A 23,513-nucleotide genomic window follows, 5' to 3' on the forward strand; every position below is an offset into this window, starting at 1 on the left:
TATCAAATAATTAATCGCTTATATACACCAAGCACAAAGTACTAATAATAGGGCGACTGCGCTCCTCATCAAGTACCCCTGACGAACCCACCCCTTTGCATCACCAAAAGCTCATACATCCAAGGCAAACCCGTGATACATCTAAGCCAGTATTTCCAAGTTTCACATATTAAGTAAAGTCCCTCAACTTTCAACCCATCTTTTGAGAAATTTAAGCATTTCATAATCAATATAATATTATAAGATATATTAAAGAGCTCAAGGAGGGCTAAAAAAGCTGCCAGCTTATTCTAGTTTAAGAATGAGCCGGCAGCTTTCACTATTGGTTTTAGTTTGGTTTTATCCATTGTCCACTAGGCTGCTCCGCACAAATGACACCATCCTCGTAGACAACCTGTCCACGGTTAATCGTGCTCATCACTTTACATGGAAACGTATGGCCTATGTACAAGCTGATTTTGTTTTTAGCGAAAAAGTTATCTTCTGTAACGGTAAAAGATTCGTCAACAGAAACTAGGACAATGTCCGCGTCATACCCTTCTGTAATCTTCCCTTTAGATGAAAGTCCAAATCGTTTAGCAGGGTTCAAGGCTGTCCACTGTGCAATATGTTCGAATGGTATGTTGTATTTCAAAGCCAATTCCATCATGGAAAGAAACGAAAACTGGCCGCCGCTGATGCCGCCCCATGCTTGGAAAAGGTTATAAATAGCCGGATCTTTTAAATTGCTCGTGCATGGTGAATGGTCAGAAGAAATCATGTCAAATTTCTGGTCAATGAGCAGTTGAATAAGTTTCTCTTGCTCTTCCGGCATACGAAGCGGCGGAGCACATTTAGCGACCGCTCCGTGTTCACGCAAGGCATTATGGTTAAAAAGTAAATAATGAGGACATGTTTCTACTGTAACATTCATACCTTTTCGCTTCGCTTTCTCAATTTTTTCAATCGCTTCCGCCGAGCTGATGTGGACAAAATGCAGCGGACAGCCCGTCACTTCCGCATAATATAATGCACGCTGAACCGCTTCTGCCTCAGCAGCAACCGGACGGGTCGCCAAATAATCGTCCGCTGATACTTGCCCTGCTTTTACTTTTTCTGCTGTAAGCCAGTCAGTAATCGGGCCGCTTTCTGAGTGAAGCGCCAGCACTTTGTTTAACCCGGCAATGATCTTCATCCCGTTTAATAATGTTAAGTCATCCACATTTTCAAATTCCTTGTTGCCGGTCGTTGACAGGAATGCTTTAAATCCAATAACGCCCTCTTCGGCCAACTCCGCCAAATGGGCTTCATTCCCTGGTACAAGTCCTCCCCAGAGAGCGAAATCAGTATAAGACTCTTCATTGCCCTTGTCGCTTTTAGCATAAAGGGCTTCTTTATCGATTGTGGAAGGAATGCCGTTCAATGGCATATCAAAAAAAGTTGTACAGCCTCCCGACGCCATCATCTGAGAGCCGGTGCTGATCCCTTCCCAGTACTCACGACCCGGATCGCTAAAATGAACATGTACATCAATCATGCCGGGAAATACATACTGGCCTGATGCGTCAATGATACGTTCCGCCCCAAATGTAAGATCGTCGCTAATAGCCTCGACTACCCCATCTTTAATGGCGATATTTGTTTTTTTAACTTTATCCGGAAAAACAACTGTCCCATTTTTAATAATCATATCAAATTGTTCCATTTTTCTTCCCCCTGTTTTCGGATTTTATGTATTTTTGGTTTTATATATAAATCTTTTTCTCTTAAAATGGTCAATGCAATAATTTTTCCAACGCATTTCTTGTGATCTTTGTAGTGCCGAATCTACTTTAAAATCCTTCCATAGTTTTCTGTTATTGGCCTTGATACTTAACGGAACCTTCCCCAAAAAGCATGTAATGTCCGAAAAACACAGCTTTTTCACTTTTTCTTAAGCACGCTTTTTCACCGTATTGGTTAAACTTGAAAATCCCGTTACACGGCATTCCAAGGTATCTCCTTCTCGGATTAAAACCGATCCCGGTGTTCCTGTTAATATCACATCTCCAGGCTGAAGAGTCATGATTTTGGAAAAGAAAGACACAATGAATGCCGGCTGGTACATCATGTTGGCAATGATATTCCCATGACATACAGCTCCGTTTAATACCGTTTCCACTTTTACGGATGTTAAATCGGAAAATTCATCTGCCGTGATCAAATACGGTCCAAAGCTGCAAAACGTATTAAAGCTTTTAGCCCGCTGCAGAAAAACAGGATTTTGATTTTGAATATCTTTTGCCGTCATATCAAGGCTGGTCGTAAAACCGGCGATTACATTGTGGAAATCTGCTTCCTCCACATTTTCACATGTTTGTCCGATGATAATTGCCAGTTCCGCTTCCCCTGCCACATTCGGTGATTGAGACGGAATTTCAATTGTTTCCCCTTGGCCAATCAAGCTTGAGTTTGGCTTCATGAATACAACCGGCTCTGCTTCCGGAGGCTTTCCCGATAACTCCAGCGCTTTTTCCAGATAGTTCATGCCTACACCCAGTACTTTTTCCGGAGCGCGGAACAGCGGCGCAAATAAAACTTCTTTTACTGCAAGACCATTTTGTTTTTGCAATTGCGGCTTGCCCTCACTGTTATACCATGCAGTCAATTCGTTAAGCTCTCCATTCTGCAAGAGTGGAAGTGATTTTTCACTCCACTGGTTTCCAGACAGCTCGTTGACCTGATTCATTAAAAAAACTCTGTCCCCTTCAATAAGGGCAGCGATTTCTTCTCCATTATGACGGATCGTTGCTAATTTCATCGTTTTGCCTCCTCGTTCTTGTAATTTTCAGCAAAAGAAACAGTCCACTGCAATAGCCGCTTGTCTTGGTTTCGTCCCGCTATAATTGACAGGCCAACCGGCAGACCGCCGACCTCTGCCAGCGGAAGTGTTACTTGGGGCAGACCAGCGAGTCCAGCAATACATGTTAACTGCATCGTTCTTGCCCTGTACTGCTCGGCTGTTTTGCCTTGTAAATTCAAAAGCGGTGCGGGACCTGGCGCAGTCGGAATAACGAGAAGTGCATCATCCGCCAATAATTTATCCATCCGATGCCGGATACTCTTCCATTGTTCAAACTGGCTTTGGCACTCTTCTTTCTTCAACATGCCGGCCATCTGAAATCTTTGCGCAATTCCTGGCCCAAATGTCGGCTGCTCCTTCGTGATCCATGGACCGTGTTCTTCCCAAATTTCCAGCGCTTGAATAGTCCTGAATATATTGGTCCAGGCTGTCAATCCTTCTTCCGCTACCCGGACCGGTTCAAAGTGGTTTGTTCTACTTTTTACAGATGGCAACAGACTCTTAAGCTCTTCAGCGGATTCAGCATCCGGCAACGTCCATGCATCTTCTTCTAGAAGAATGCGTCGAAAGAACCCGCCTTCCGAAGAGGGCAGCAACACTTCCCCAACTTGGGCAAGCAGCCGGGCATCCTGCGCCATCCATCCAACGGTATCAAAACTCTTCGCCAAGGGAATTACACCATCACTATTTACCACATTGTGTGTCGGACGAATCCCGTACAATCCGCAGTAAGATGACGGAATTCTCACCGAACCGCCTGTATCGGTTCCAATCGAAAAATCAACAAGGCCGGCGGATACCGCAGAAGCGGACCCGCTCGATGAGCCTCCTGGTATCCTGCCTGGGGCTTTCGGATTTACCGGGGTACCATAATGGGCATTTTCACCGTTTAAACTGTACATCAGTTCATCGGTCTGCAAGGTGCCTGTCAGCTTTGCTCCTTCAGAGAGCAGCTTTTGAATGGTGCTCGCTGTCTCATCAGCCGGCTCATGTGTCCCGTGCCAGTCTGGATTACCTGCAGTGCATGTGTGTCCTTTAATAGAAAAAACATCTTTTACAGCAAATGTTCGCCGATCCAGTACTCCAGTCCCTGTTGGTGCAAGCGTTAGTTCTTTGTTCATAAAAGCATTCCACTGATCATTCATTTTATAATGCCTCCCTCTTAATAAGCTTAATATCTCTATTTACCCTGGTAATTTCCAAAATGAGTATTTTCTAAAACGAGTGCCAATAAAATGCCAATCAGCAGGCCATTGCTGACCAAAGGGCGAATAGAGGCTGGAACAGAAACAAAGTATTCAGCCGGAAAAGCCATGAAAATAATACCAATAAATAGAGGTGCGGCCACTCGGTACAAGTTGGCTTCCGTCATTTCAATTTGTGCAAAGTAGCCAAGCGCTGATTGCAGCAAGCGCATATAAGCGACAAGCAGCGCAGCACTTCCGACACTAAGTGGCATTTTTACCATCAGGTTGCCGATATCAGGAATCACACCCATCACAATAAACATAACGCCTCCTAGAATAAAAGGCAGCCGTTCTAAAATGCGTGTTTGATTTAAAAACCCGATAGACGACACATACGGTGCATATGGAACCATGCCGAACAAGCCAGAAATGATTGTAAATACGCCCGAAATCGTAAACGAGCGACGGTATTGCCAATTGGTTGTTTCGCTTTTGTATAATTCATCTGTTCCTTTTAATGCACCAAATGTATTCGAAAGGTTTAACATGCCCGCGACCACAGCCGTTATAATAATGCCGATATCAAAAGAAAGTTCTCCAAGAAGAAACATTCCAACGGCTGGTTCACCGCTCATATTGACCGCTTCCCCCACCGATTTAAAAATTCCTTCGTAAGCGATCCAACCAGCAATAATGCCGATGAGGAGCGAATACTGGCTAATGCTGTTACGTCCTTTTACACTAAGGAAAATGGTGAGCAGCACCACCATGCATGACAATAGAAAGATCGGAATGTCAATCTGCGCAGGTGCTTTTTCTGCACTAAAAGGAATGCCAAGCATTCCTTTTAAAAAAATTGTATTCAGCCGGATGGCCAACAAAAACGTAAATACAGCCATGACCCCCGCATTAAACCATCTTGCAATGAATTTTGATAAACCTGTTAGTCCGACCAACATGGTAATCATGCCTGAAATAATGATGCCGGCTGAAATGCTGCCGCCCAGTACTGCCAGCGGCAAACCTTGTGCCGGCGCTATATAGCACATACTTAAAATAACACCCCACCAAAGGCCCGACTGCCCTTCCATAATAGAACGGCGGTGACCAAATAGCGCTTGAATAATACAAGCTATCCCGGTAAAAAGAAAAGAAAGCTGAAGAAGCGCTATTATTTTTCCTTGTTCCAATTGAAACGCACTCCCGATGGTAATCGGAATCACAACCGTATTGGTAAAAAGGAAAAACAGCCATTGCAGCCCCGCTGTCCAATTTTTCACCTTCATCCATTCCCACATATGTCCACCTTCTTTTCAAAAATGCATATCACTATACCAGCTTTTTTTCTTTACAGAAGGAAAAAAGCCGGCTTAACCATAGAACAAACTTGGATAAGATCCGGCATGCTATTAAATCATAACTGTCCAGCGGGGAGACTCATACACATCAAGAGCTGCCTGGAGCGCTTCGCCTCTTTGAATAGATGCCCCGTTCCGGATAAGTGCAGCTTCAAGACCAGCCAATACAGCGAAGACATTTTCTTTCCTGCAGCTGTATCCCATAGCGCCAATGCGCCAAATCTTCCCATGAAGCGGACCAAACGAACTGGCAATTTCAATACCGAATTGTGCCAGTAACATAGACCGGACTGCTTCACCGTCAATTCCTTCTGGAATAGTGACGCATGTAACCATCGGCAATTTCCACGGTACATCATTAAAGAGTGTCAGCCCCATCGCTTTAATCCCTTCAATAATTGCTTTTTCATGAAGGCGATGCCGGGCAAAACGCGCTTCCAGCCCTTCTTCAAGCACAATTCGAGCACCTTCCCGCAAAGCATACAGCATGGAAGTCGCTTCCGTATGGTGATTGAGACGGCGCGGCCCCCAATAATCCTGCAGTTGGCTTAGATCAAAATAATTACTTTGAATAGGATTCCGTACGTACACTGCATCTCCAGTTGTCCGCACACCTCTTTCTACTTTTTTCCGGGAATCGAGAATTTTCTCTACCCGCTCATTGTAGGTGATTGGTGCCATGCCGGAAGGAACTGAAAAACATTTTTGCGTTCCGCCAATAACAGCATCAAGTTGCCACTCATCTACTTTCACTTCTGTTCCAGCAATGGTAGCTACCGCATCAACGACACAAAGAATATCCATTTCCCGGCAGGCTTTTCCGATTTTATCAAGCGGCTGCATGCATCCGGTCGATGTTTCGCCGTGTACAATCGCAAGCACGTTCGGCTTTACACGCTCCATGGCTTTAATGATTTCATCCTGATCAAACACATGGCCCCACTCTGTTTCGATTGTATGAATTTCTGCGCCGTTCCTTTCAGCAATCTCAGTCAGTAAATGGCCAAACCGCCCAAAAATAGGAATCAACACTTTATCTCCTGGTGCCAAAATGCTGGTTAAAACCGCTTCAATCCCAGAACGTGAAGTGCCGTCAATTGGAAATGTCCATTGGTTTTTTGTCTGGAACACTTGGCGAAGCATTTCCATTGTCTCATTCATAATAAGGGTAAAAGCCGGGTCGAATTGTCCTAAAATCGGTGTACTCATTGCACGTAATACCCGGGGATCAGCTTCCACCGGCCCTGGTGTCATAATCGTACGTAAAGGTGTATTTAATTCACGAAATACTGTCACATTGGTGTCCTCCTTAATAGGCTAATTCATAAAGGATTTTGATTAAAAGCTGAATGCCTTTTTCCAAATCCTCCGCTTTTGTATATTCATCAGGTGAATGGCTAATGCCCCGATGACTTGGCACAAATAACAAGCATGCAGGCATGTATTGGCCGAATACTTGGGAATCATGCCCTGCACCGCTTGTCATAACTTTATAGGGTACTTCTTCCTTTTCTAAAATCGCTGTTGATAAAGCACTTAGCTTTTCACACATCTTCACTGGCTGTTCATTCATCCAGTTTTCAATATGAAGCTCTGTTTGATGTTTCTGGCAAATTTGCTTGAATGCCTCAAAAACCTTGACGCTAAATCCTTCAAGTAAAGCTTCTTCACTATGGCGGATGTCAATTGAAAACACGGCCTGGCGCGCAATGACGTTCGGTATGTTTGGTTTGATCTCCATTCTGCCGACAGTCGCAACGAGCGTAGGATCTGTTTCTTTTGCCTGTTCCATTAAAGCTTGGATAAGTACGGCCGCCGTGTGGACAGCGTCTTTTCGGTATGGCATCGGCGTGGTACCCGCATGATTGCTTTCCCCTGATACCGTTACATTGTACCGGCGCTGACCGACAATGTGGCTGACAACGCCAATCGATTTGTTTTCCCGCTCGAGTATTTCTCCTTGTTCGATATGAAGTTCGATAAAACAATTAATGTCGTTTCGCTTTGCTTCACGGAAGCGGCCGAGCCCAAAACCAGCTTCGTTCATTGCCCGGATAAATGGAATGCCGAGATTATCCTCTACCTTTCCTACCTGCTCCTGTGTCCGAAGCCCCGTAATGGTCCCGGAACCCCAATATGTTAATGGAAACCGGCTTCCTTCTTCTTCGCAAAGTGACACAACTTCGATTGTTTGTTTTGGTTGTCCATACTTCTGGGATAAATAATCAAGCGCGACAACACCGGCAACAACACCATAAGCGCCATCGTATTTCCCGCCATCCTTTACTGTGTCGATATGAGAACCTGTTAAAATAACAGGCGATGCTTTTTCAGACCCTTCCAGCCGTCCGTATAAATTCCCCGCGTCATCAAAGTAAGAAGCGAGTCCGACAGCTTCTATCTCTTTCTTTAACGCCTGCTGGGCTTCTTGCCACTTTTCATCGTATAAAAGGCGGGTAACGCCATTTCTTTCCGTCTGTCCGTAGGAAGACAGCCATTCAATCATTTGGTTTGCTGGTTTCGATAATACAGACGGATCTGTCTTCATCATAACTATCCCCCACTCTTTTCTTGTCTATATTCATTTTAATAGAAAGGAACTCAAAAAACATTCACAAAAATGTAGAAACTTTACTGATTTTGTTGTTTAATTTAACTAAAAGGTTTAACTATTCAAAAGAAACATACAGGGAGTGAATAACGATGTTGCTGCAAAACTTATTACGTCTTCCAGTCTTTTCAGGCGCAGTCGTTGTTGCCGGTAACAACGGATTAGATCGTGAAGTTAATACGGTAAATATGATGGATGCGCCGGATATTATTCCATACTTGAAAAAAGATGAGCTGCTCGTTACCACTGCTTTTCATTTAAAAGACAATCTTCCTTCTCTATTAGAACTAAATAAAGGAAATGCAAAAACAAGGATGCGCAGGCCTTGGCATTAAAACCAAACGATTTTTGCATGACCTTCCAATAGAAGCGATCAAACTTGCTAATGAACGGAACATTCCCATTATCGATATACCGGTTGAGACAACCTTAGGGGATATTGTACATCAATCCCTCAGTTGTATTTTGGATATGCGAACAAACGAACTTCACCAGGCGATGAAGACTCACCAGCAGTTCACGAACTTAATCATCAACGGCCAGGGACTTGATAAAATTCTTGAAAGCCTATCTGTTTTGATTGGCAGTCCGGTGACACTGTTAAATCATCAATTGCGTCAGCTTCACTGTACTGGCGGAATGTCGAACGACTTTCATTCTTTGCTCACAGGTATTTATTCTTTCCTGCCAAAAGCCGGTTTTACCGCTTTTTCACCCTTAGGAGAGAATCACAGAACCTTTACGATATTTCCGGTTTATACTCACAAAAAACAACCAAGTTATCTTTTTGTTCACCGGTTTATCCCACCGGCAGACCGCGCTTCTGTTTTAACTGTGGAACAGGCAGCAAATGTGATAGCTTTTGAATTAATGAAAGAAAATGCATTAAAACAAAAAACGCAACGGCTTCGAAACGAATTTTTCACAAACTTCATGAATGGCGCTTTTTCCTCCTCCGAGGAAGTACTTAATCGCGGGAGGGAATTTGGCCTGTTTGGCGAATATCGCTATTTCTGCGCTGTTGGCAAAATAGACATTATCGAAAAAAGTTTTTCACTTTCAGAACACCAATCAGAAATAGAGCACATTTACGACGCGATTGAAGAAGCAGTACAAGCAACCGCCGGAGCGATGCAGTTATTTGCTGCAGACAATAAATACATTATTCTTATGGAAGCAAAGGGAAATTGGAAAGAAAATGAAAATGACTTTTTCACTTTTTTAACAACTATTCAGTCGGCAGTTTTCCTTCTTCTTAACAAAACGATTTCTTTTGGTATCAGCAGTTATGCCGAACAACCCCTTCGCCTTCCAGAAGCTTACAAAGAAGCAATGAACGCTCTTTATTACGGCACCATGCTTGGCAACACACAATTCATCGAAGCATACCAACCGAAAGAAGTACCAGAAATTTTGCGTATGCTTCCTTACGAACAAATGAAGCAATTTTATCAAAATACATTCAAGGGACTGGTGAAAGAGCCGAAAAAAGACAACGATCTCCTTCTTCAAACGCTATCGGTTTACTTGGAGTCACACTGCCAGCTTTCTGAAACAGCAAAGCGCCTTTTTGTTCATCGAAACACGGTCATTTACCGTTTGGAAAAGTGCGAGGAACTGCTAGGACGAAGCTTAAAAGACCCCGAACAAACACTTTGCCTCCGGATTGGATTCCAGATTAAAGCATTGCTTCAAAATAATTGATCAGACGCTAGCAAGAAATAAAAAAACACCCCCCTTATCGAATTAGCCACTAATTCAATACGAGGGGTGTTTCTTTTAGCCAATTTTGCATTAATTGCATCAGTGAAATGACAATTACTGCTCGAAAATCGTGCCTTTTTTAAACATTGAGCCTTTGAAGGTATACTTCATCAACAAAAAGTAAGTAGTACCTCCCACAAAAACGCCTACTATCCATCCCAATTCTACTTCTATAAAGGCTGCTGCAGCACCAATTAGCATGGCAAGTATCGCACATGGATTAAATCCGGCAAATGGACCGTTTTCTTCATATAAATAAGCAACGTTTACTTTTTGCTTTCTTAATAGGTAATATTCAACAAGTAAAATTGAAACAATCGGGCCTAAGAAGGCGGAATAAATAAGAATGAACGTGCCAAGACCTTTTGCTGAATCATCCTGGACAAGTACCCAAGGGAATGAGCAAAACGCAAGCAACCCAGTTATTACAACAGCCGGCTTGTACTTTATTTTTGTTAGCAATGTAATAACGTAAGTCGGTGGAATAATATTGGCCACCATGTTTACGGCAACAGCACCAATGACAATAAATGCCGATACAGCAACTGTTATATAAGGATTGTCGACCACGACAGCAAAAGCCTTAACCGGGTTAGAGATGCCAGTGGCAGAAGCAAGCATGGCACCGATTGTAAGGACAAATCCGTATGCTATTAAAATAGAAGAGAAGTATAAAAATCCACGCTTTGTGTCGCTTATTCCAGTTTTAAGCTCACGCGAATAATCCGCTGCGCTTAAAAAGATAGCTGCATAGTTTCCTAAAAATATCATAATGAATGCAAAGAATGGTAAGCCCCATGAACCTTCTGCACGGATCCATTTTTCTGCAATAACCTCACTGTGGGATGCCAAAAGAACGCCAAATACATAAACAAGCCCCAGCATAATCACAATCGACGCAAGAATTTCCACCCATTTGATAGCATGAAATCCGTACAAAGAAAGCACAATTTGCACCAGTTGAATGACAACAAAACAAATGACAATACTATCAAAGGAGCCGCCTGTTACAATCTTTGCAATTTCATTTAATGCCGTACCGCCAATCCAGCTTTGAAAGCCATACCAAACGATGGCCGGAATACCTCTCAAAAGTGCCGAAATGACAGAACCTTTTATTCCGAAAGACATTCTAAGCTGCAATACGTATGGTATACCTGTTCTGTATCCGAGACGATCATTTAAAGCAAAAAACATAGAAATAATGCCAATTGCGATGGCGGCTGCGATAAATGTTTGAAAAAGGTTCAGCGTTGCCGTTCCCGCTACAATCAAGCTAGCACCAAGTGTCATATTCCCTAAATTGACACCGTCTCCAATCCACATAAACATATACGATATGGAACCTACTGTTCTGCCTTCTTCAGTTTTCGGCTTTAGTGATTCGTCCAATCCCTTGGCATAGGGAAGCTGTACTTCTTCTATTGGATGACTTGCCAAATTTTTCGACATTATCTCTTCCACTCCTTCTTATTATTTTTTGGAAAACGAAAATCCTTGTATCTTTTTTTCATTATTCAAAGCAGGAAGCTGGCATACAGGGATACATTTTCAAGTAATTTCGAATGTTATGAAAATTTAGTACGTGAGTATCCAGTGAATTTTAAATAGAAATGCATGTGGTTACATTCCTTGCTAGCATCTTCATGGTCTCCATCAAAATTTTTCAATCTCTCATCTACCTCCCCTCATTGATTAAATCTATTTTCGAATCATCGCAAAACACAATTCATCAAAATAAAAGGTTTTATATTCATGATCAATTGAAAATGTTAGATAAAATACCATTCTCATGTTATTAAATATAACATGGATTTATTTTATAAAAATTCTTTTTAAAAGTCATTGGAGAAAACGTGAAATTTACAGTATCAATTTAGACTATTTGTACATTTTCTTCATCACGTAAGAAATCTACGTAAGTTTTAAATAAAAAGAGAGGTTGATTTGAAGTTAGAGTTAGAGTTAGAGAATTACCTATACTATAATGGCTCGCGAACAGAAGCTCTTCTTCATACTGTTTCGTTCTTTTTTTACAGCTCGATAATAGCCTGTGATCCAATTAAAAATTCAAAAGCAAAAAGGCTATCTTCACTTTTAGGAAATAGCCCTTGGAAGTCGCTTCTTCTCTTGAACAAGACATGGAGCAACAGGAACAAGATAATGAGAGAAACTATGTGCCAGGGCTTCATCAAGAAATGGCTTCAAAAGGTTTTTCCAGCAACGGAAAACAGAGTGCAGCTGTAAGCAGTCCACACTCCATTTCTTCTGGATTGCCAACCCAAATGAACAATCGCGATATACAAAAAAATGAGAAAATGTCTGGTGAATCTGACGGTTCAATCAGTTCATCACTTTCATTTTCACAATCAAATTTCCCTTCGGTTTCATCTGAAATGCAAGAACAATCAAAAAATGTAATTCCACTACAAGAAAAAAGAACAGACAGGGAAACTCCTCATATTGGACAAATTGCTTCTGATAAAACCCTTAACAATCCATCAGTAAGTACGGTTAAACGTACCTACCAAATTGGACAAAATACAGGTGAAAGTGTCATAAGAAATATCGCTAAATTCAGTAGGGAAAATCGAGAAGAAAAATAAAAAACAAGCGGAAAAGTGAAGGGGATTTCGGTATTATCCTTCTCTTTTTTTATCAATTATAGGGACGTAAAGAGGACATTGGTAATTATAGTGGGGGACGTAGAAGTGACATAACCAAGAAAATTGGGGACACAAAGGGGACATTAAGATATATTTTGTGTACCCATTAAAACACTAGGCTTTGCCTAGTACCACAACATAGTTGGGGTCAGTTTTTCCTTATGCTCTTTCTCATTTAGAGTAGAGAAAAACACAAATTTGTTATTTATTCAAGAAGGAGAGCGGAAAAATGGAAATCAAAATAAGAATGTATGTCATGGCGGAAATGACAGATAGGATTGACCGATTAGAGTGAAGGTATGAAAAAGAAAAAATCTGATTATTAAGTACCTCAATGAAATGTTTGATTAAATTATCGTCAATCCATATATATATAAGATATAAATAGAAAGAGCATGTTTTGATAAATTTTATCAAAACATGCTCTTATTAAATGAAGATTATTTTCTATCCCAATCCTTAAAACCCGCAAACTATGTTCAACAATACCAGCTAATAAGAGGTCAAGCTTTTCATGTAAATCATTTATAGAATTATTCTGATCTGTTTAGTAAAAAAGCAACTGCTTATTGTTCAACAATCGCCCCCGATTGTGGAATATCATTTATGTTGTCTTATTGAAGAAAAGCACCCGTTTGTTTAAGTGTAATTCTTCACAATCTTTAAATTAATTTTAAGTAAAGTAAAATTATTCTTGGAAAAATCGCAAGTGAAAAATCGGCTAATTATTCTAAATTAAACTTTACATCTAATCTTAAAACTGGTCATCTTTTTATAAATCAGAAATTCATATCTCTTTGTGAATTGGTAAATAATAGCCAAGAGGTGACAGGATGGAAAAGGATAAATTAAAACTCACATCTTCCGAAATAGGAACTTTGTGGGGAGAGTATGTAAATGGAACAGCTGTTGATATTGTAAATAGATATATGATTTCTATTATTGAGGACGAGTCAATAAAAGCGATTTTCGAGGATGCTATCAAGACTTTCGAAAAGCAAAAGAAACAAATCGTTACTTTTTTGGAGAACGAGAAATTTCCAGTTCCAATTGGATTTACTGAATCTGACCTCTTTAAAGGTAAACAAAGGTTGTTCACGGATATATTTTGCCTAAATTATTTACATATCATGACATTACATGGTTTGCTAGGACACTCAACTTCATTGGGCGTTTCTGTAAGAGAGGACTTACGGTATTTTTACGACTCTTGTGATAATGATGGGAAAAGGATGTATCATCAAACAATTGATTTATTGCTTGAGAAAGGGAGTTTTCAGAGAGATCCGCTTTTTTACCCTACCAAAAATCCTGAATTTATTTCTAGCCAAGATTTCACCGATGGATTTTTCGGAAAGGGTAGAAAATTAGCTGCAACAGAAATCATAAGTATTTCTTTCAACCTTAAAAAAAGTATTATGGCTAAAACTCTTTCTATCGCATTTAGTCAAGTCGCTCAATCAAAAGAAGTAAGAAAATTTTTAGAGGATTCCGAGAAAACGGCTGATCAACAAATAAAAGCCTTTTCAAAAATCATGCAGACGGATAATTTACCAGCTCCTAAATCGTGGGAAACAGAAGTGACAACTTCAACGGACTCTCCTTTTTCCGATAAGCTAATAATGTATCATATTGGTTTCTTGTACCAAGCTGCACAGGCGTATCACGGATTAGGTTTAGCATCAGCCATGCGAGCAGACCTTATCACGGCTTATGAAAGCATCATTTTAAAAAATCTAATGGTAACAAAAAAATGGTTTAATATTATGGTACAAAATAAATGGTTAGAACAGCCTCCACTTGCTCCTAATAGAAAAGAAATTGCAAAAGAAAAATAATATTTGAATATGTGGGGATGACCCAATGAATAAAGTTGGTTTATAAAAAAATTTACACAATACCAGTCAAGGTAATTTGTTTCAGTAGAGTTTCCTAAGTCTACAAAAGAAAGTTTATTTTCATGGAATATTTAAGTACGCATCCGAATTATCGGGTGCTTTTTTATTGTGCTGCTAGTGAAGCCTCTTCGGCAGAAACGCCTTCCATTTCAATTAAACTTACCTTGAATGGCTTATTCAACAATCCTGCCCTTTTCTGGAATAACTTACAAATTCAAGATGAACCATCTAATTTCCTTTCTTACTCGGTGTACCGTCAGCAAAACGCGGATTTCGTACTCTAAGGATGAAGTCCGCTTAAAGAAAGATCCCAAAGTATGGCATGAATACTCCATACAAATCTAATTTACATAATCACAGTTATCGGCACTAAAAAAGGATCTTCCAATCGAAGATCCTTTTAGCTGCTTATTTAACTAATGTTGACGCCACCCCTATTAGAGTCAATTTGTAACTTGCTAGATAGATTATAAATATATATTTTTGGATTTTTGATGATCCGTTAATGTATCAAAAAAAAGCGGTCCATTAAGGACCGCCTTTTTTGTTTTAATCGTCAAGAATTGAATAAGCCTCACATTTAGTATCATTCCACCAAGGTTCCTGACAACGTAGTCGAACTTTATATTTGTATCCGTTATTCGTCACATATTTTTTAACGGTTCCCTTATCTGTAATTGTACCATTAGCAACAACTCTGCCCTTACTGTCATAGACATCGTATCCAACATTTTTGTTAGTATAATTCTCTACAATTAAAAACAAAGAATCTCCCTTACCGTCTATCCAATTTGAATACCTCGGACCAGAACCCGTAGAAGGAGACAAATATACAGTTTGATTTGCCGCAGATGCTTCCCCATATACAGAAATCACTACTACGAATGCTAAAACCAGGGACATAAAGATCTTTTTAAATTTCATCATTTTAACCTCCTTTCCAATTTCAAAATTAATACAAACAAGTAAAATAATATCATGAGATAGGTTGTGTCCATAAGGGTATAAATCTCCATTTCCAAAATATTGCGAAAATAAAAAGACACTCATTTGAGTGCCTTAAAGTACCATTTAAATGGGAATTATCCCTCCCAATTTTCTTGCTCAATTTCTTCAAGTACCTTTATATAATTTCTTTTTCCTATGTGTAACACTTTTGAGACTACCAGTTCGATAGAATCTAAGGGATCGTATATGTATACTCTATACATTTTTAGTTAACATAATGTCAATTATCGGCAACAAAAAGGGTTGGGATCCTTTTGGATACCCAACCCTTTTTGTTGTTACTATAACAACCGTTCTAGGAAGCATTCTAATGGCCAATTATCCTAATCCTCTTTGACTAGTATAAATCAATCCCAGGCTGTTACAGTGGAATTTCCGCCAGAATATTTCGCAAGATAAAATTCGGCTTGATCACCATCGACATGTTTACCGATATTTCTAAAGACATGACAGCCATTTGAATCAAAATCATTACTACCTGCTGTTTTAAAGTAGAGACCTCTAACACCATTAGAATATACTACATCATCTGTATTATATGGATCTTCTTCATATAGCTCATAATAACCTGGTTGACTATCAGAACTGAGACAAATTTTAAAATCGCCCCCACCTGATAGAAAGATTTCACTTTGGTTGGTAAATTCATCGCTCCCTTGATTATCCCAGCCTCCAGCTAAGGTAGTTGGTGTAATTGCAAAAAACAGACCAACGACAAGAGTAACTATCATCCCAATATTCAATAATTTTTTCATTATAACAACTCTCCTTTTTTCTAAACTTTACCATGTAAAAATTTGTATTACGATGAACTAAGGAACTATTTACATTTATATAAAACGACCATTTTTTAGACAGCAACTAAGCAAAAAAGGTACTAAAGTATTAATTTTCTGAAAATAAATTAAAAAAGAAATCAAATGAATACTATATACAAATCTAGTTAACATAATCGTAATTATCGGTACTAAAAAAGGATCTTCACTGGAAGATCCTTTTTGCTGCTTATTAAACAATCGCCCGTTCGATCTTTAGTTGCTACCTTGGAACGCCTCAATTATGGTTTTTTAAAATATTGCACGTGTTCAGAGACCCACTGGGCGAAGGTTCGTGCAGGCCGACCAGTAATCTCTTTGACAGTTGGAATCACCGTATAAGCCGATTTAGGCGGATTAAGGTGCCAACGAATTACGTAATCAATAGCATCCTCCTGAACCCCCATCCTCCTCATCTGCTCACGTTCTTCTTCTTCAGAACTCTCAACAAATCGAATGTCACGTCCGATGACCTCACGAATAATCCGAACTTTATCTTGAACGGACAAACTCTCAGGCCCTGTTAATGTATATACTTTACCTGCATGACCGTCCTCAGTCAGTGCGACTGCTGCGACTCTTCCAATATCGGCTTCATGAACAGGAGCAATTCGTGATCCCCCAAACAGATCTCGAACTACCCCCTCAGAGCGTATGGAGTCTGCCCATTTCCGCGCATTTGCCATAAACTCAAAGGCTTGAAGTTGGGTCCACTCTAGATCGCTTGCTTCAACTGCCCTCTCGAAAGGACCCTTCTCGCCGTTCCATAAAACAGTAACGCTGCGTACTCCAGCCTTCACAGCAAGTTCTACGATTTCCGGTCCCGTTTCCAACGGGGTATATTCTGCACCTGTTGTAATCAAATGCATGCTGCTTACGCCAACCAACGCAGAAACTAGCGTACTCGGATCACTTAAATCTCCGGCGACAACCTCCACATCAGCAGGAAGATTGGCTTGCAGTGGATTACGTGTCAATGCTCGTACTTTTTGCCCCCTTCGAATCAGTTGGTCCACGACGTGCCGCCCTACTGTCCCCGTTGCTCCTGTCACTAATATGGTCATTCGTTATCCTCCTCCTGTACAGGTACCCACTTATCCCGGTTTTCCTTCATTAGGTTGATTTGCTTTTCCAAACGGACTTGCGCCTCATCCAATGCCTTTTTTTGCCGTATCACTTCATTCAGCTTGGTTTCATATATCTGCAGCAATTCTTCACAATACTCGTCTTTTTTGTCGTACTCTTGATCTTCAGGGCAATGTAGAATATCTTTAATCTGGTCGGTTGTTAGACCTAAATTAAGATATAGTTTGATCGTATTAATAGCTTCGATAATCGAATCATCGAATTCGCGATAATTATTGTCAAGACGAGAAATAGTTATTAACCCTTTTTTCTCATAATGCCGTAAGGATCGAGAACTGATCCCGGTTATTTTAGCTATTTGACTTATTTTCAAAGCTCCACCTCCCTTCTTTTAAAATTACTAATTTCATCATAAAGTATGACACTAGTGTTAAAGTCAAGTTTTTTAGATATTAAAATAACATTTGGTGATAAAGGTATTACCTGCGTAATCTGGTAAACCATTATGAATTGTTCGTCGGAAAAGATTGTGATATTTAAGTCACGTCTTGCGCATAACTGCACCCGTTGTTGAAGAAGATCCAAAGGATCGAATGAATATTCTATACATTTTTAGTTGACATAATGAAACTTTTAAGAAGTTAGCAAAAGAGCCAAACCCTTATCTACCAAGGGTTTGGCTCCTATTCGTTTTTTATCGGTTATACAGGATTTTATACACTCTAGTATTCTCAAGGGTTTTGCCGGTTTTAGGTTTTGGAAATCATCAATAGTTTTGCATAAAATTGTGTATACTAGGGGTGACCTCTAATTCTTTGGGTAGAAAAGAGAGCAGACTGTTAATTTACAGTTTGCTCTCTTTTTGCTTGTTATAAGGTCATTTTTGTTAAACTAACGCTACCCGTTTGTTGAAGATCAATGCAACCTTATGGTCGCTATTCCGACCAAGTCACCGGTTTTTCCAGAATAACGCCATCAGTCTCCACCCATTGCTGGAGACTGCCCGCCTGGACTTGAATAACGATGAAATACAAATCCTTATTACCGTTATTGCGTAGCGTGCGTACTCCCTCTGGCCCTACGCGAACTGCAGTTCCTTCCTTGACTTCAAAAATTTGTCCATCAACCTGAAACTGACCTCGTCCGCCAATGAAAAGGTATAACTCCTCGTTCTCGCGATGTTTGTGATAGAACGGGACAGTACCCCCCTCCGGTAGTTGGTTCAGTGAAACCTCCATGCCTGTCAGTCCAAGCTTTTCTTTAAGAAAATTCTTACCCGGGATGGGATCCTTTGACATACTTAATAGGCTACTAAAAGAACCTGCTTCCACAACGCTGAAATTAGTTCCGCTCATAGGCGATTCTCCTTGCACAATTTGATTTTCAGTGGCGGTCGTTACTTCGGTTTTTGTACCTTGATTTTGTGTCATTTCCATTCCTCCCAACTTAAGAATAACTATCATTTCAAGAATGACTTTCAAAATTCCTTCCTTATTCAACAATCTGGCCCGATTGCGGAACAAAAAAAATCAATACAGGACTTTTGATCAATCTTTTTTATAAACGGTGCAACTTTATTACAAACGGTTAAACTTTATTTTAAATTTACATTTTGAGCATTGTACAGCATAAAAGCCCTCCTAACGGAAGGCTTTTTCTATTGCTACTTATGTATTCGTGTGTTCAGAGTTATTTCCAAACTGATGTATTGTCTTGTTTTGAATCTTTCTTAATGAGCCACTTTAATTCATTCCCATATTCCAAGACATGAATCATTTCCTGCAGCTGTTGTTTGTTTTCATTAAAACGAATTAAATCTTTTTCCCTATCTTCGTATTTAAGTCTTGAATAAAATTTAATTTTCTCTTCTATTCTTTTTAATTCTCTTTCTAAGCAGATGTAGACAATCTTCCATTCACTAATTTCTTCTAATTCAATTTTACCTTTTTCAAAGATGCCAAAAGAAGAGAAATCATTGCAATTTCTTTTATTTGCTTGTAATTGTAATAAAGAATGTATTCTAATTCCTGTTTAAACTGCTCTATACTCTCAAATTCTTGGAGATATAGTAACTCCTATTTTAATAAGCCAAAGAAGTTTTCAATAACTGTGTTATCTAACAAATTCCTTCCCTAGACATGCTGCTTTTCATCTCATATCCTTTAATGCTTTGTTTTTGTGTTTTATCGTCTAGTATTATGGCTATTACAACTCTCTTATATTCTTACGATAGGATTACACTTTCTTATTATCCTTATTTTAGTTTTTAGATTTTATTAGACTATCATTTTATCTTCAAAGGAAAGCTCGATTAGTCTGTTAAAACTTTTAACATGATATTTCTTTAGAATGTGGTAAATGCCGTCAATTATAAATTAACGACACATATAATAAATGAACTTAGAATAACAAGGAGTTTATTTTTAATGAAAAAAAGAAATTTTTTAATTTTGGGACATCCGAGAAGTGGCACAGGATTTATGGCTAAATTATTTCAGGAATTTGGATTTGATGTTAAACATGAAAGGATGGGTAAAGATGGAATTAGTAGCTGGATGTTTGCAGTTGAAGATAATCAGGTCTGTGGTGTTAAGGGTCTTAATAAAAAAGACTTCACTTTTGATTATGTAATTATGTGTATGAGAAATCCAATTGATATTGTATGTAGTACTTATTACACTACATCGGACCTAAGTTTAATATTTCGAAAAAAACATATAAATTTAGAAGGTATTAACAAATTAGAGATGACTGTAAAAAGTGTTTTAGAATGGTATAAAATTATAGAATTGCAAAAACCAAATTTAAAGGTTTATGTAGATAAAGCACCCGAAAAAGTTTTGTCTGATTTTTTTAAAAAAATAGAAAATAGGCATCAAGTAGCTCCAACTGAAAAAATAAATAATAAAGTGAATGCAAGAAGTCATCCTCCAATGAATTTATCGTTCATAAAGGATAATTGCAACCAAAATTTAGTTGATGAGTTTATTAATTTCTGTAAAATGCATGGATATAAATGTGAATAATCAAATCAAAATAGAGCTGTACAAGAAAAAATGTATCTAGGCTTTAGAATTAATTGTAATTATTTTTTCTAATATAACCTAGTTATGATAAATTAAAGTTCAATTTCGTTGAAGAAGAGCAGGATCCAGATCCAGGAGAAACTCCTGCAGAAGAGCTTGAAGAAGACATAGAAGAGCCGTTCGAAGATCCAGACGGTGATGAAGTGGACAAAAACGATCCGAACCCAGAAGACTAGTACCAACAAATCGTAAAGTATTATTAATTGATATTGATACTAAAAAGCAAAAGAGCCAATTCCTTGAAACGTACAAGGGATTGGCTCTTTTGCTCACTTCCTAAAATACCTAATTATGTAAATTAAGAAACTTTCAGACAGGACATTTAATAAGCTAGCATGAATATATAAACGTAAAAGTAAGATGAAAGTAGGTGGCTTTTACGTATGCTAGTAAGTGAAATCATTCATAAAATTACGGCAAAAGAAATGACCATCAAAGAACTAGCCGAATTATATAATGTAAGTGATCGAACGATTCAAATGAAGATTAAAAAATTAGGTTATGAATGGGATAGCAAGCAAAGTATTTATAACTACGTAGGGGAATCACCTGAGCCATCCGATGTTGATTTTAGTACGTTGTTCGGAAAAAACAACAACATTTCTATGGGTGAAATCAATAAAAGTAAAAGTGAAATTACTAGGACTCGTACGAGTGAAACTAAAAGCAAAACTAAAATTGATGCTACTAGTAATAGTGAAATGGATTCAATAGATACTGCTTGCAGGTAAAAAAGTAACTGTGGAATTGTTGCGGTTCATTGCGGAAGGATTTAAACGCAACCTAACCGCAACGGATATCGAGGACGGTTTATCCCGCATGGTTGCAAAAAATATTGAAGTTGAAAAAGAAACCACAATAACAACAGCAACAACGACTATAGACATCGTCACCATATTTTCAAAAAAATTGAATATTTCCGCAAATACCGTGAGCACTTGTCCTCTATACTACATAAACTATTAACGAAAGAGTATTCTATTAAAATTTTAGATAAAAGGTTACTATCAACCTAAAGTAACCCGTGGTGCTAGATAAAAAAGAATATAAAAATACCCTTGATCGGAGGTGAAATAATGAATCATAAAGATAAATTATTAATTTTTATGCATATCCCTAAAACTGGAGGGACTACTTTACATTATTTCCTTAAAAACCAATACAATGAAAATGTACAATGTTATCAAAGAAAGACTGGTTTTGGATTACATCGTCATTTTTCAAAACCGTGTATCTATATTACAATGATGCGTGATCCAGTTGAGCGTATTATTTCTTTGTACTATTATATTCGCAGAAATGAGAATCATCGTTGGCACAGCAAAGTAAAAGAGCTTAGTTTGGATCAATTCATTACTAACAAAGAGTTTGAACACGAGAATGTTAATTTGCAAACACGTTATTTCTGTGACGGGCAAACTCCTAACTTGGAGCAAGCGAAGAAAAATCTTTATAACCATTTCTCTATTGTAGGAATTACTGAACTATTCGACGATTCTCTCTCTCTTATGAAACATGAATTAGGTTGGAAAAGTGTTCAATATCAAAAAAGAAATGTAACTAAAAATCGAAAATTAAAAAGTGATTTTCCAACAAAAACAATTGATAAAATAATACAAAATAACACACTAGATTTGGAATTATATAAATATGCAAAAAATATATTAAAAGATAAAATACAAAATATTTAAATTATATATTCATTTCTTTGTATGAGACATATTTCATAGAGTTGCAGATTTGGTGAATCACGCACAGTTGAATTTCTGTTTGCGGAAAAATAGATTGGATGGCTTCAGAAAAGCATAAACGATAAAAAACGGACAAACGCCAATCCCTTGATACATAAGAGTTTGGCGTTTTTACTTACTTGAAAAATAAAAAAAGTAGCTTATTAAGGTAGCTACTCTTTTTAGCCAAAGATTTTCCTCCACCAAGGACCCACAGGCCGGATCCTAGATTCTTCTTGAATGCCGAGCAGCAAGCCGAATTCATCAAGAAGGCGGAGGCATTTAGCTTTAAAACTAATTAAAAGGGTATGTTTAGGAGGAAAAAAGAAAATGAGTTTACAGCCGCACGGAGGATTATTAATACAAGCGTATAACCCAGAGGAAAAATATCAGGAGATTTCTGCAGAAATTGAAATCGATGCAATGGCATTAAGTGATTTGGAATTAATCGGAATTGGAGCATATAGCCCGCTTGAAGGATTTCTTTCACAGAAAGATTATGAGCAGGTCGTAAATGATATGAGGCTTGCTTCAGGGACTGTCTGGAGTATACCGATCACACTGCCTGTTTCAAAGGTAACGGCTGAGAGATTACTAGTCGGCGCAAAAGCGAGACTGCTTTACAAAGGCGAGGTATATGGCCTGATACAGGTTGAAGATGTTTATGAGCCTGACAAAACACTTGAAGCCATAAATGTTTATGGAACGGCAGACATTGCTCACCCGGGCGTGAAAAAAATGCACGAACGGGAAGACGTCTATGTAGGCGGCAAAATTACTCTTTTAAAGAGACCTGAAAAGCCATTTAAACAATACACGTTTGATCCAATTGAAACGCGTGAAATTTTCAAAAGCAAAGGCTGGAAAACGGTCGTTGGATTCCAGACAAGAAACCCCGTGCATAGAGCACATGAATATATTCAGAAATCAGCCCTTGAAACAGTGGATGGATTATTCTTAAATCCGCTTGTAGGTGAAACAAAATCTGATGACATTTCAGCATCCATCAGAATGGAGAGCTATGAGGTTCTTCTAAGAAACTACTATCCGGAAGAACGGGTTGAGCTCGGTGTCTTTCCGGCAGCAATGAGATATGCAGGCCCAAGAGAAGCGATCTTCCATGCTATCGTCCGGAAGAATTACGGATGCACCCATTTTATTGTTGGCAGAGATCATGCAGGTGTAGGTGATTACTACGGCACCTATGATGCTCAGAAAATCTTTGATCAATTTGAGGAGCAGGAGCTTGGAATCAAGCCGCTGAAATTCGATCACAGCTTCTACTGCAGCAAATGCGAAGGAATGGCGACAACGAAAACATGTCCTCACGACAGCTCGGCACATATTATTCTATCAGGAACAAAGGTTAGACAAATGCTCAGGAACGGCGAGGTTCCTCCAAGCACTTTCAGCCGCCCGGAAGTCATTGAAGTTTTAATAAACGGACTTAAAAAAGAAGTCGTTTCATAAGAAGGGAGAAACA

At 39.0% G+C, this 23,513-nt stretch carries 20 protein-coding genes and 3 pseudogenes; 8 read left to right on the plus strand and 15 right to left on the minus strand.

What is annotated here, in order from left to right:
• Window positions 1-43: 43 nt before the first annotated feature.
• The 7 genes and pseudogenes from QFZ72_RS29515 to allC form a co-directional block, all read right to left on the minus strand.
• Window positions 44-166, minus strand: a pseudogene (locus QFZ72_RS29515) (aldo/keto reductase); the annotation flags it as partial.
• A 162-nt stretch (window positions 167-328) separates the two neighbouring features.
• A complete protein-coding gene (locus QFZ72_RS15885; protein ID WP_307435034.1) occupies window positions 329-1,684 on the minus strand; it encodes an allantoinase in 1,356 nt (451 codons plus the stop codon).
• A gap of 228 nt (window positions 1,685-1,912) precedes the next feature.
• The gene (locus tag QFZ72_RS15890) at window positions 1,913-2,779 is read right to left on the minus strand and encodes a fumarylacetoacetate hydrolase family protein (protein ID WP_307435036.1); all 867 of its coding nucleotides are present in this window, start codon (window positions 2,777-2,779) and stop codon (window positions 1,913-1,915) included.
• Window positions 2,776-3,966, minus strand: coding sequence for an amidase (locus QFZ72_RS15895; protein WP_307435041.1), 1,191 nt, complete (start codon window positions 3,964-3,966; stop codon window positions 2,776-2,778). Before QFZ72_RS15895 ends, QFZ72_RS15890 begins: the two co-directional genes overlap by 4 nt.
• A gap of 35 nt (window positions 3,967-4,001) precedes the next feature.
• Window positions 4,002-5,306: a uracil/xanthine transporter gene (locus QFZ72_RS15900; protein WP_307435042.1), complete on the minus strand. Its 1,305-nt coding sequence runs from the start codon at window positions 5,304-5,306 to the stop codon at window positions 4,002-4,004.
• 111 nt (window positions 5,307-5,417) lie between these two features.
• Window positions 5,418-6,620: a pyridoxal-phosphate-dependent aminotransferase family protein gene (locus tag QFZ72_RS15905; RefSeq protein WP_373464700.1), complete on the minus strand. Its 1,203-nt coding sequence runs from the start codon at window positions 6,618-6,620 to the stop codon at window positions 5,418-5,420.
• Window positions 6,621-6,675: 55 nt separating this feature from the next.
• Window positions 6,676-7,917 (minus strand): allantoate deiminase, encoded by a 1,242-nt coding sequence (gene allC, locus QFZ72_RS15910; protein ID WP_307435046.1) that lies wholly within the window; start codon window positions 7,915-7,917, stop codon window positions 6,676-6,678.
• Between the two features lie 152 nt (window positions 7,918-8,069).
• Here allC and QFZ72_RS15915 point away from each other — a divergent pair, with 152 nt between their 5' ends.
• Window positions 8,070-8,312 (plus strand): PucR family transcriptional regulator ligand-binding domain-containing protein, encoded by a 243-nt coding sequence (locus QFZ72_RS15915; protein WP_307435048.1) that lies wholly within the window; start codon window positions 8,070-8,072, stop codon window positions 8,310-8,312.
• Window positions 8,278-9,681 (plus strand): helix-turn-helix domain-containing protein, encoded by a 1,404-nt coding sequence (locus QFZ72_RS15920; RefSeq protein ID WP_307435067.1) that lies wholly within the window; start codon window positions 8,278-8,280, stop codon window positions 9,679-9,681. Before QFZ72_RS15915 ends, QFZ72_RS15920 begins: the two co-directional genes overlap by 35 nt.
• A gap of 114 nt (window positions 9,682-9,795) precedes the next feature.
• On the opposite strand, the gene QFZ72_RS15925 is transcribed toward QFZ72_RS15920, so the two are convergent.
• Complete coding sequence (locus tag QFZ72_RS15925) at window positions 9,796-11,193, minus strand: NCS1 family transporter (RefSeq protein ID WP_307435072.1); 1,398 nt, start codon at window positions 11,191-11,193, stop codon at window positions 9,796-9,798.
• A gap of 659 nt (window positions 11,194-11,852) precedes the next feature.
• On the opposite strand from QFZ72_RS15925, the gene QFZ72_RS15930 reads away from it, so the two are divergent.
• Entirely contained in the window at window positions 11,853-12,347 is a 495-nt protein-coding gene (locus QFZ72_RS15930; RefSeq protein ID WP_307435075.1) for a hypothetical protein, read from the plus strand.
• A gap of 893 nt (window positions 12,348-13,240) precedes the next feature.
• Window positions 13,241-14,245 (plus strand): DUF3231 family protein, encoded by a 1,005-nt coding sequence (locus QFZ72_RS15935; protein WP_307435077.1) that lies wholly within the window; start codon window positions 13,241-13,243, stop codon window positions 14,243-14,245.
• Window positions 14,246-14,854: 609 nt separating this feature from the next.
• Here the strand turns inward: QFZ72_RS15935 and QFZ72_RS15940 are convergent.
• The 6 genes and pseudogenes from QFZ72_RS15940 to QFZ72_RS15965 all read right to left on the minus strand — a co-directional run.
• Window positions 14,855-15,229, minus strand: a complete 375-nt coding sequence (locus QFZ72_RS15940; RefSeq protein ID WP_307435079.1) for a hypothetical protein — start codon at window positions 15,227-15,229, stop codon at window positions 14,855-14,857.
• Window positions 15,230-15,660: 431 nt separating this feature from the next.
• A complete protein-coding gene (locus tag QFZ72_RS15945; RefSeq protein ID WP_307435081.1) occupies window positions 15,661-16,068 on the minus strand; it encodes a hypothetical protein in 408 nt (135 codons plus the stop codon).
• Between the two features lie 302 nt (window positions 16,069-16,370).
• Window positions 16,371-17,192, minus strand: a complete 822-nt coding sequence (locus tag QFZ72_RS15950) for an NmrA family NAD(P)-binding protein (protein WP_307435083.1) — start codon at window positions 17,190-17,192, stop codon at window positions 16,371-16,373.
• Window positions 17,189-17,587, minus strand: a complete 399-nt coding sequence (locus QFZ72_RS15955) for a MerR family transcriptional regulator (RefSeq protein WP_307435085.1) — start codon at window positions 17,585-17,587, stop codon at window positions 17,189-17,191. The genes QFZ72_RS15950 and QFZ72_RS15955 overlap by 4 nt, the downstream gene beginning before the upstream one ends.
• 562 nt (window positions 17,588-18,149) lie before the next feature.
• Complete coding sequence (locus QFZ72_RS15960; protein ID WP_307439804.1) at window positions 18,150-18,569, minus strand: cupin domain-containing protein; 420 nt, start codon at window positions 18,567-18,569, stop codon at window positions 18,150-18,152.
• A 573-nt stretch (window positions 18,570-19,142) separates the two neighbouring features.
• A pseudogene (locus tag QFZ72_RS15965) lies at window positions 19,143-19,360 on the minus strand (IS3 family transposase); the annotation flags it as partial.
• Window positions 19,361-19,640: 280 nt separating this feature from the next.
• Here QFZ72_RS15965 and QFZ72_RS15970 point away from each other — a divergent pair.
• The 3 genes from QFZ72_RS15970 (at window position 19,641) to QFZ72_RS15980 (ending at window position 21,991) form a co-directional block, all read left to right on the plus strand.
• Window positions 19,641-20,240, plus strand: a complete 600-nt coding sequence (locus QFZ72_RS15970) for a hypothetical protein (protein ID WP_307435088.1) — start codon at window positions 19,641-19,643, stop codon at window positions 20,238-20,240.
• A 443-nt stretch (window positions 20,241-20,683) separates the two neighbouring features.
• Entirely contained in the window at window positions 20,684-21,031 is a 348-nt protein-coding gene (locus tag QFZ72_RS15975) for an HTH domain-containing protein (RefSeq protein WP_307435090.1), read from the plus strand.
• A 345-nt stretch (window positions 21,032-21,376) separates the two neighbouring features.
• Window positions 21,377-21,991: a sulfotransferase family 2 domain-containing protein gene (locus tag QFZ72_RS15980; RefSeq protein ID WP_307435091.1), complete on the plus strand. Its 615-nt coding sequence runs from the start codon at window positions 21,377-21,379 to the stop codon at window positions 21,989-21,991.
• 16 nt (window positions 21,992-22,007) lie between these two features.
• On the opposite strand, the pseudogene QFZ72_RS15985 reads toward QFZ72_RS15980, so the two are convergent.
• A pseudogene (locus tag QFZ72_RS15985) lies at window positions 22,008-22,103 on the minus strand (transposase); the annotation flags it as partial.
• A gap of 257 nt (window positions 22,104-22,360) precedes the next feature.
• Between QFZ72_RS15985 and sat the strand changes: the two are divergent.
• Window positions 22,361-23,500: a sulfate adenylyltransferase gene (gene sat, locus QFZ72_RS15990; RefSeq protein WP_307435096.1), complete on the plus strand. Its 1,140-nt coding sequence runs from the start codon at window positions 22,361-22,363 to the stop codon at window positions 23,498-23,500.
• Window positions 23,501-23,513: the final 13 nt, after the last annotated feature.

It is taken from the genome of Bacillus sp. V2I10 (assembly GCF_030817055.1).
Lineage (GTDB): Bacteria > Bacillota > Bacilli > Bacillales > Bacillaceae > Bacillus_P.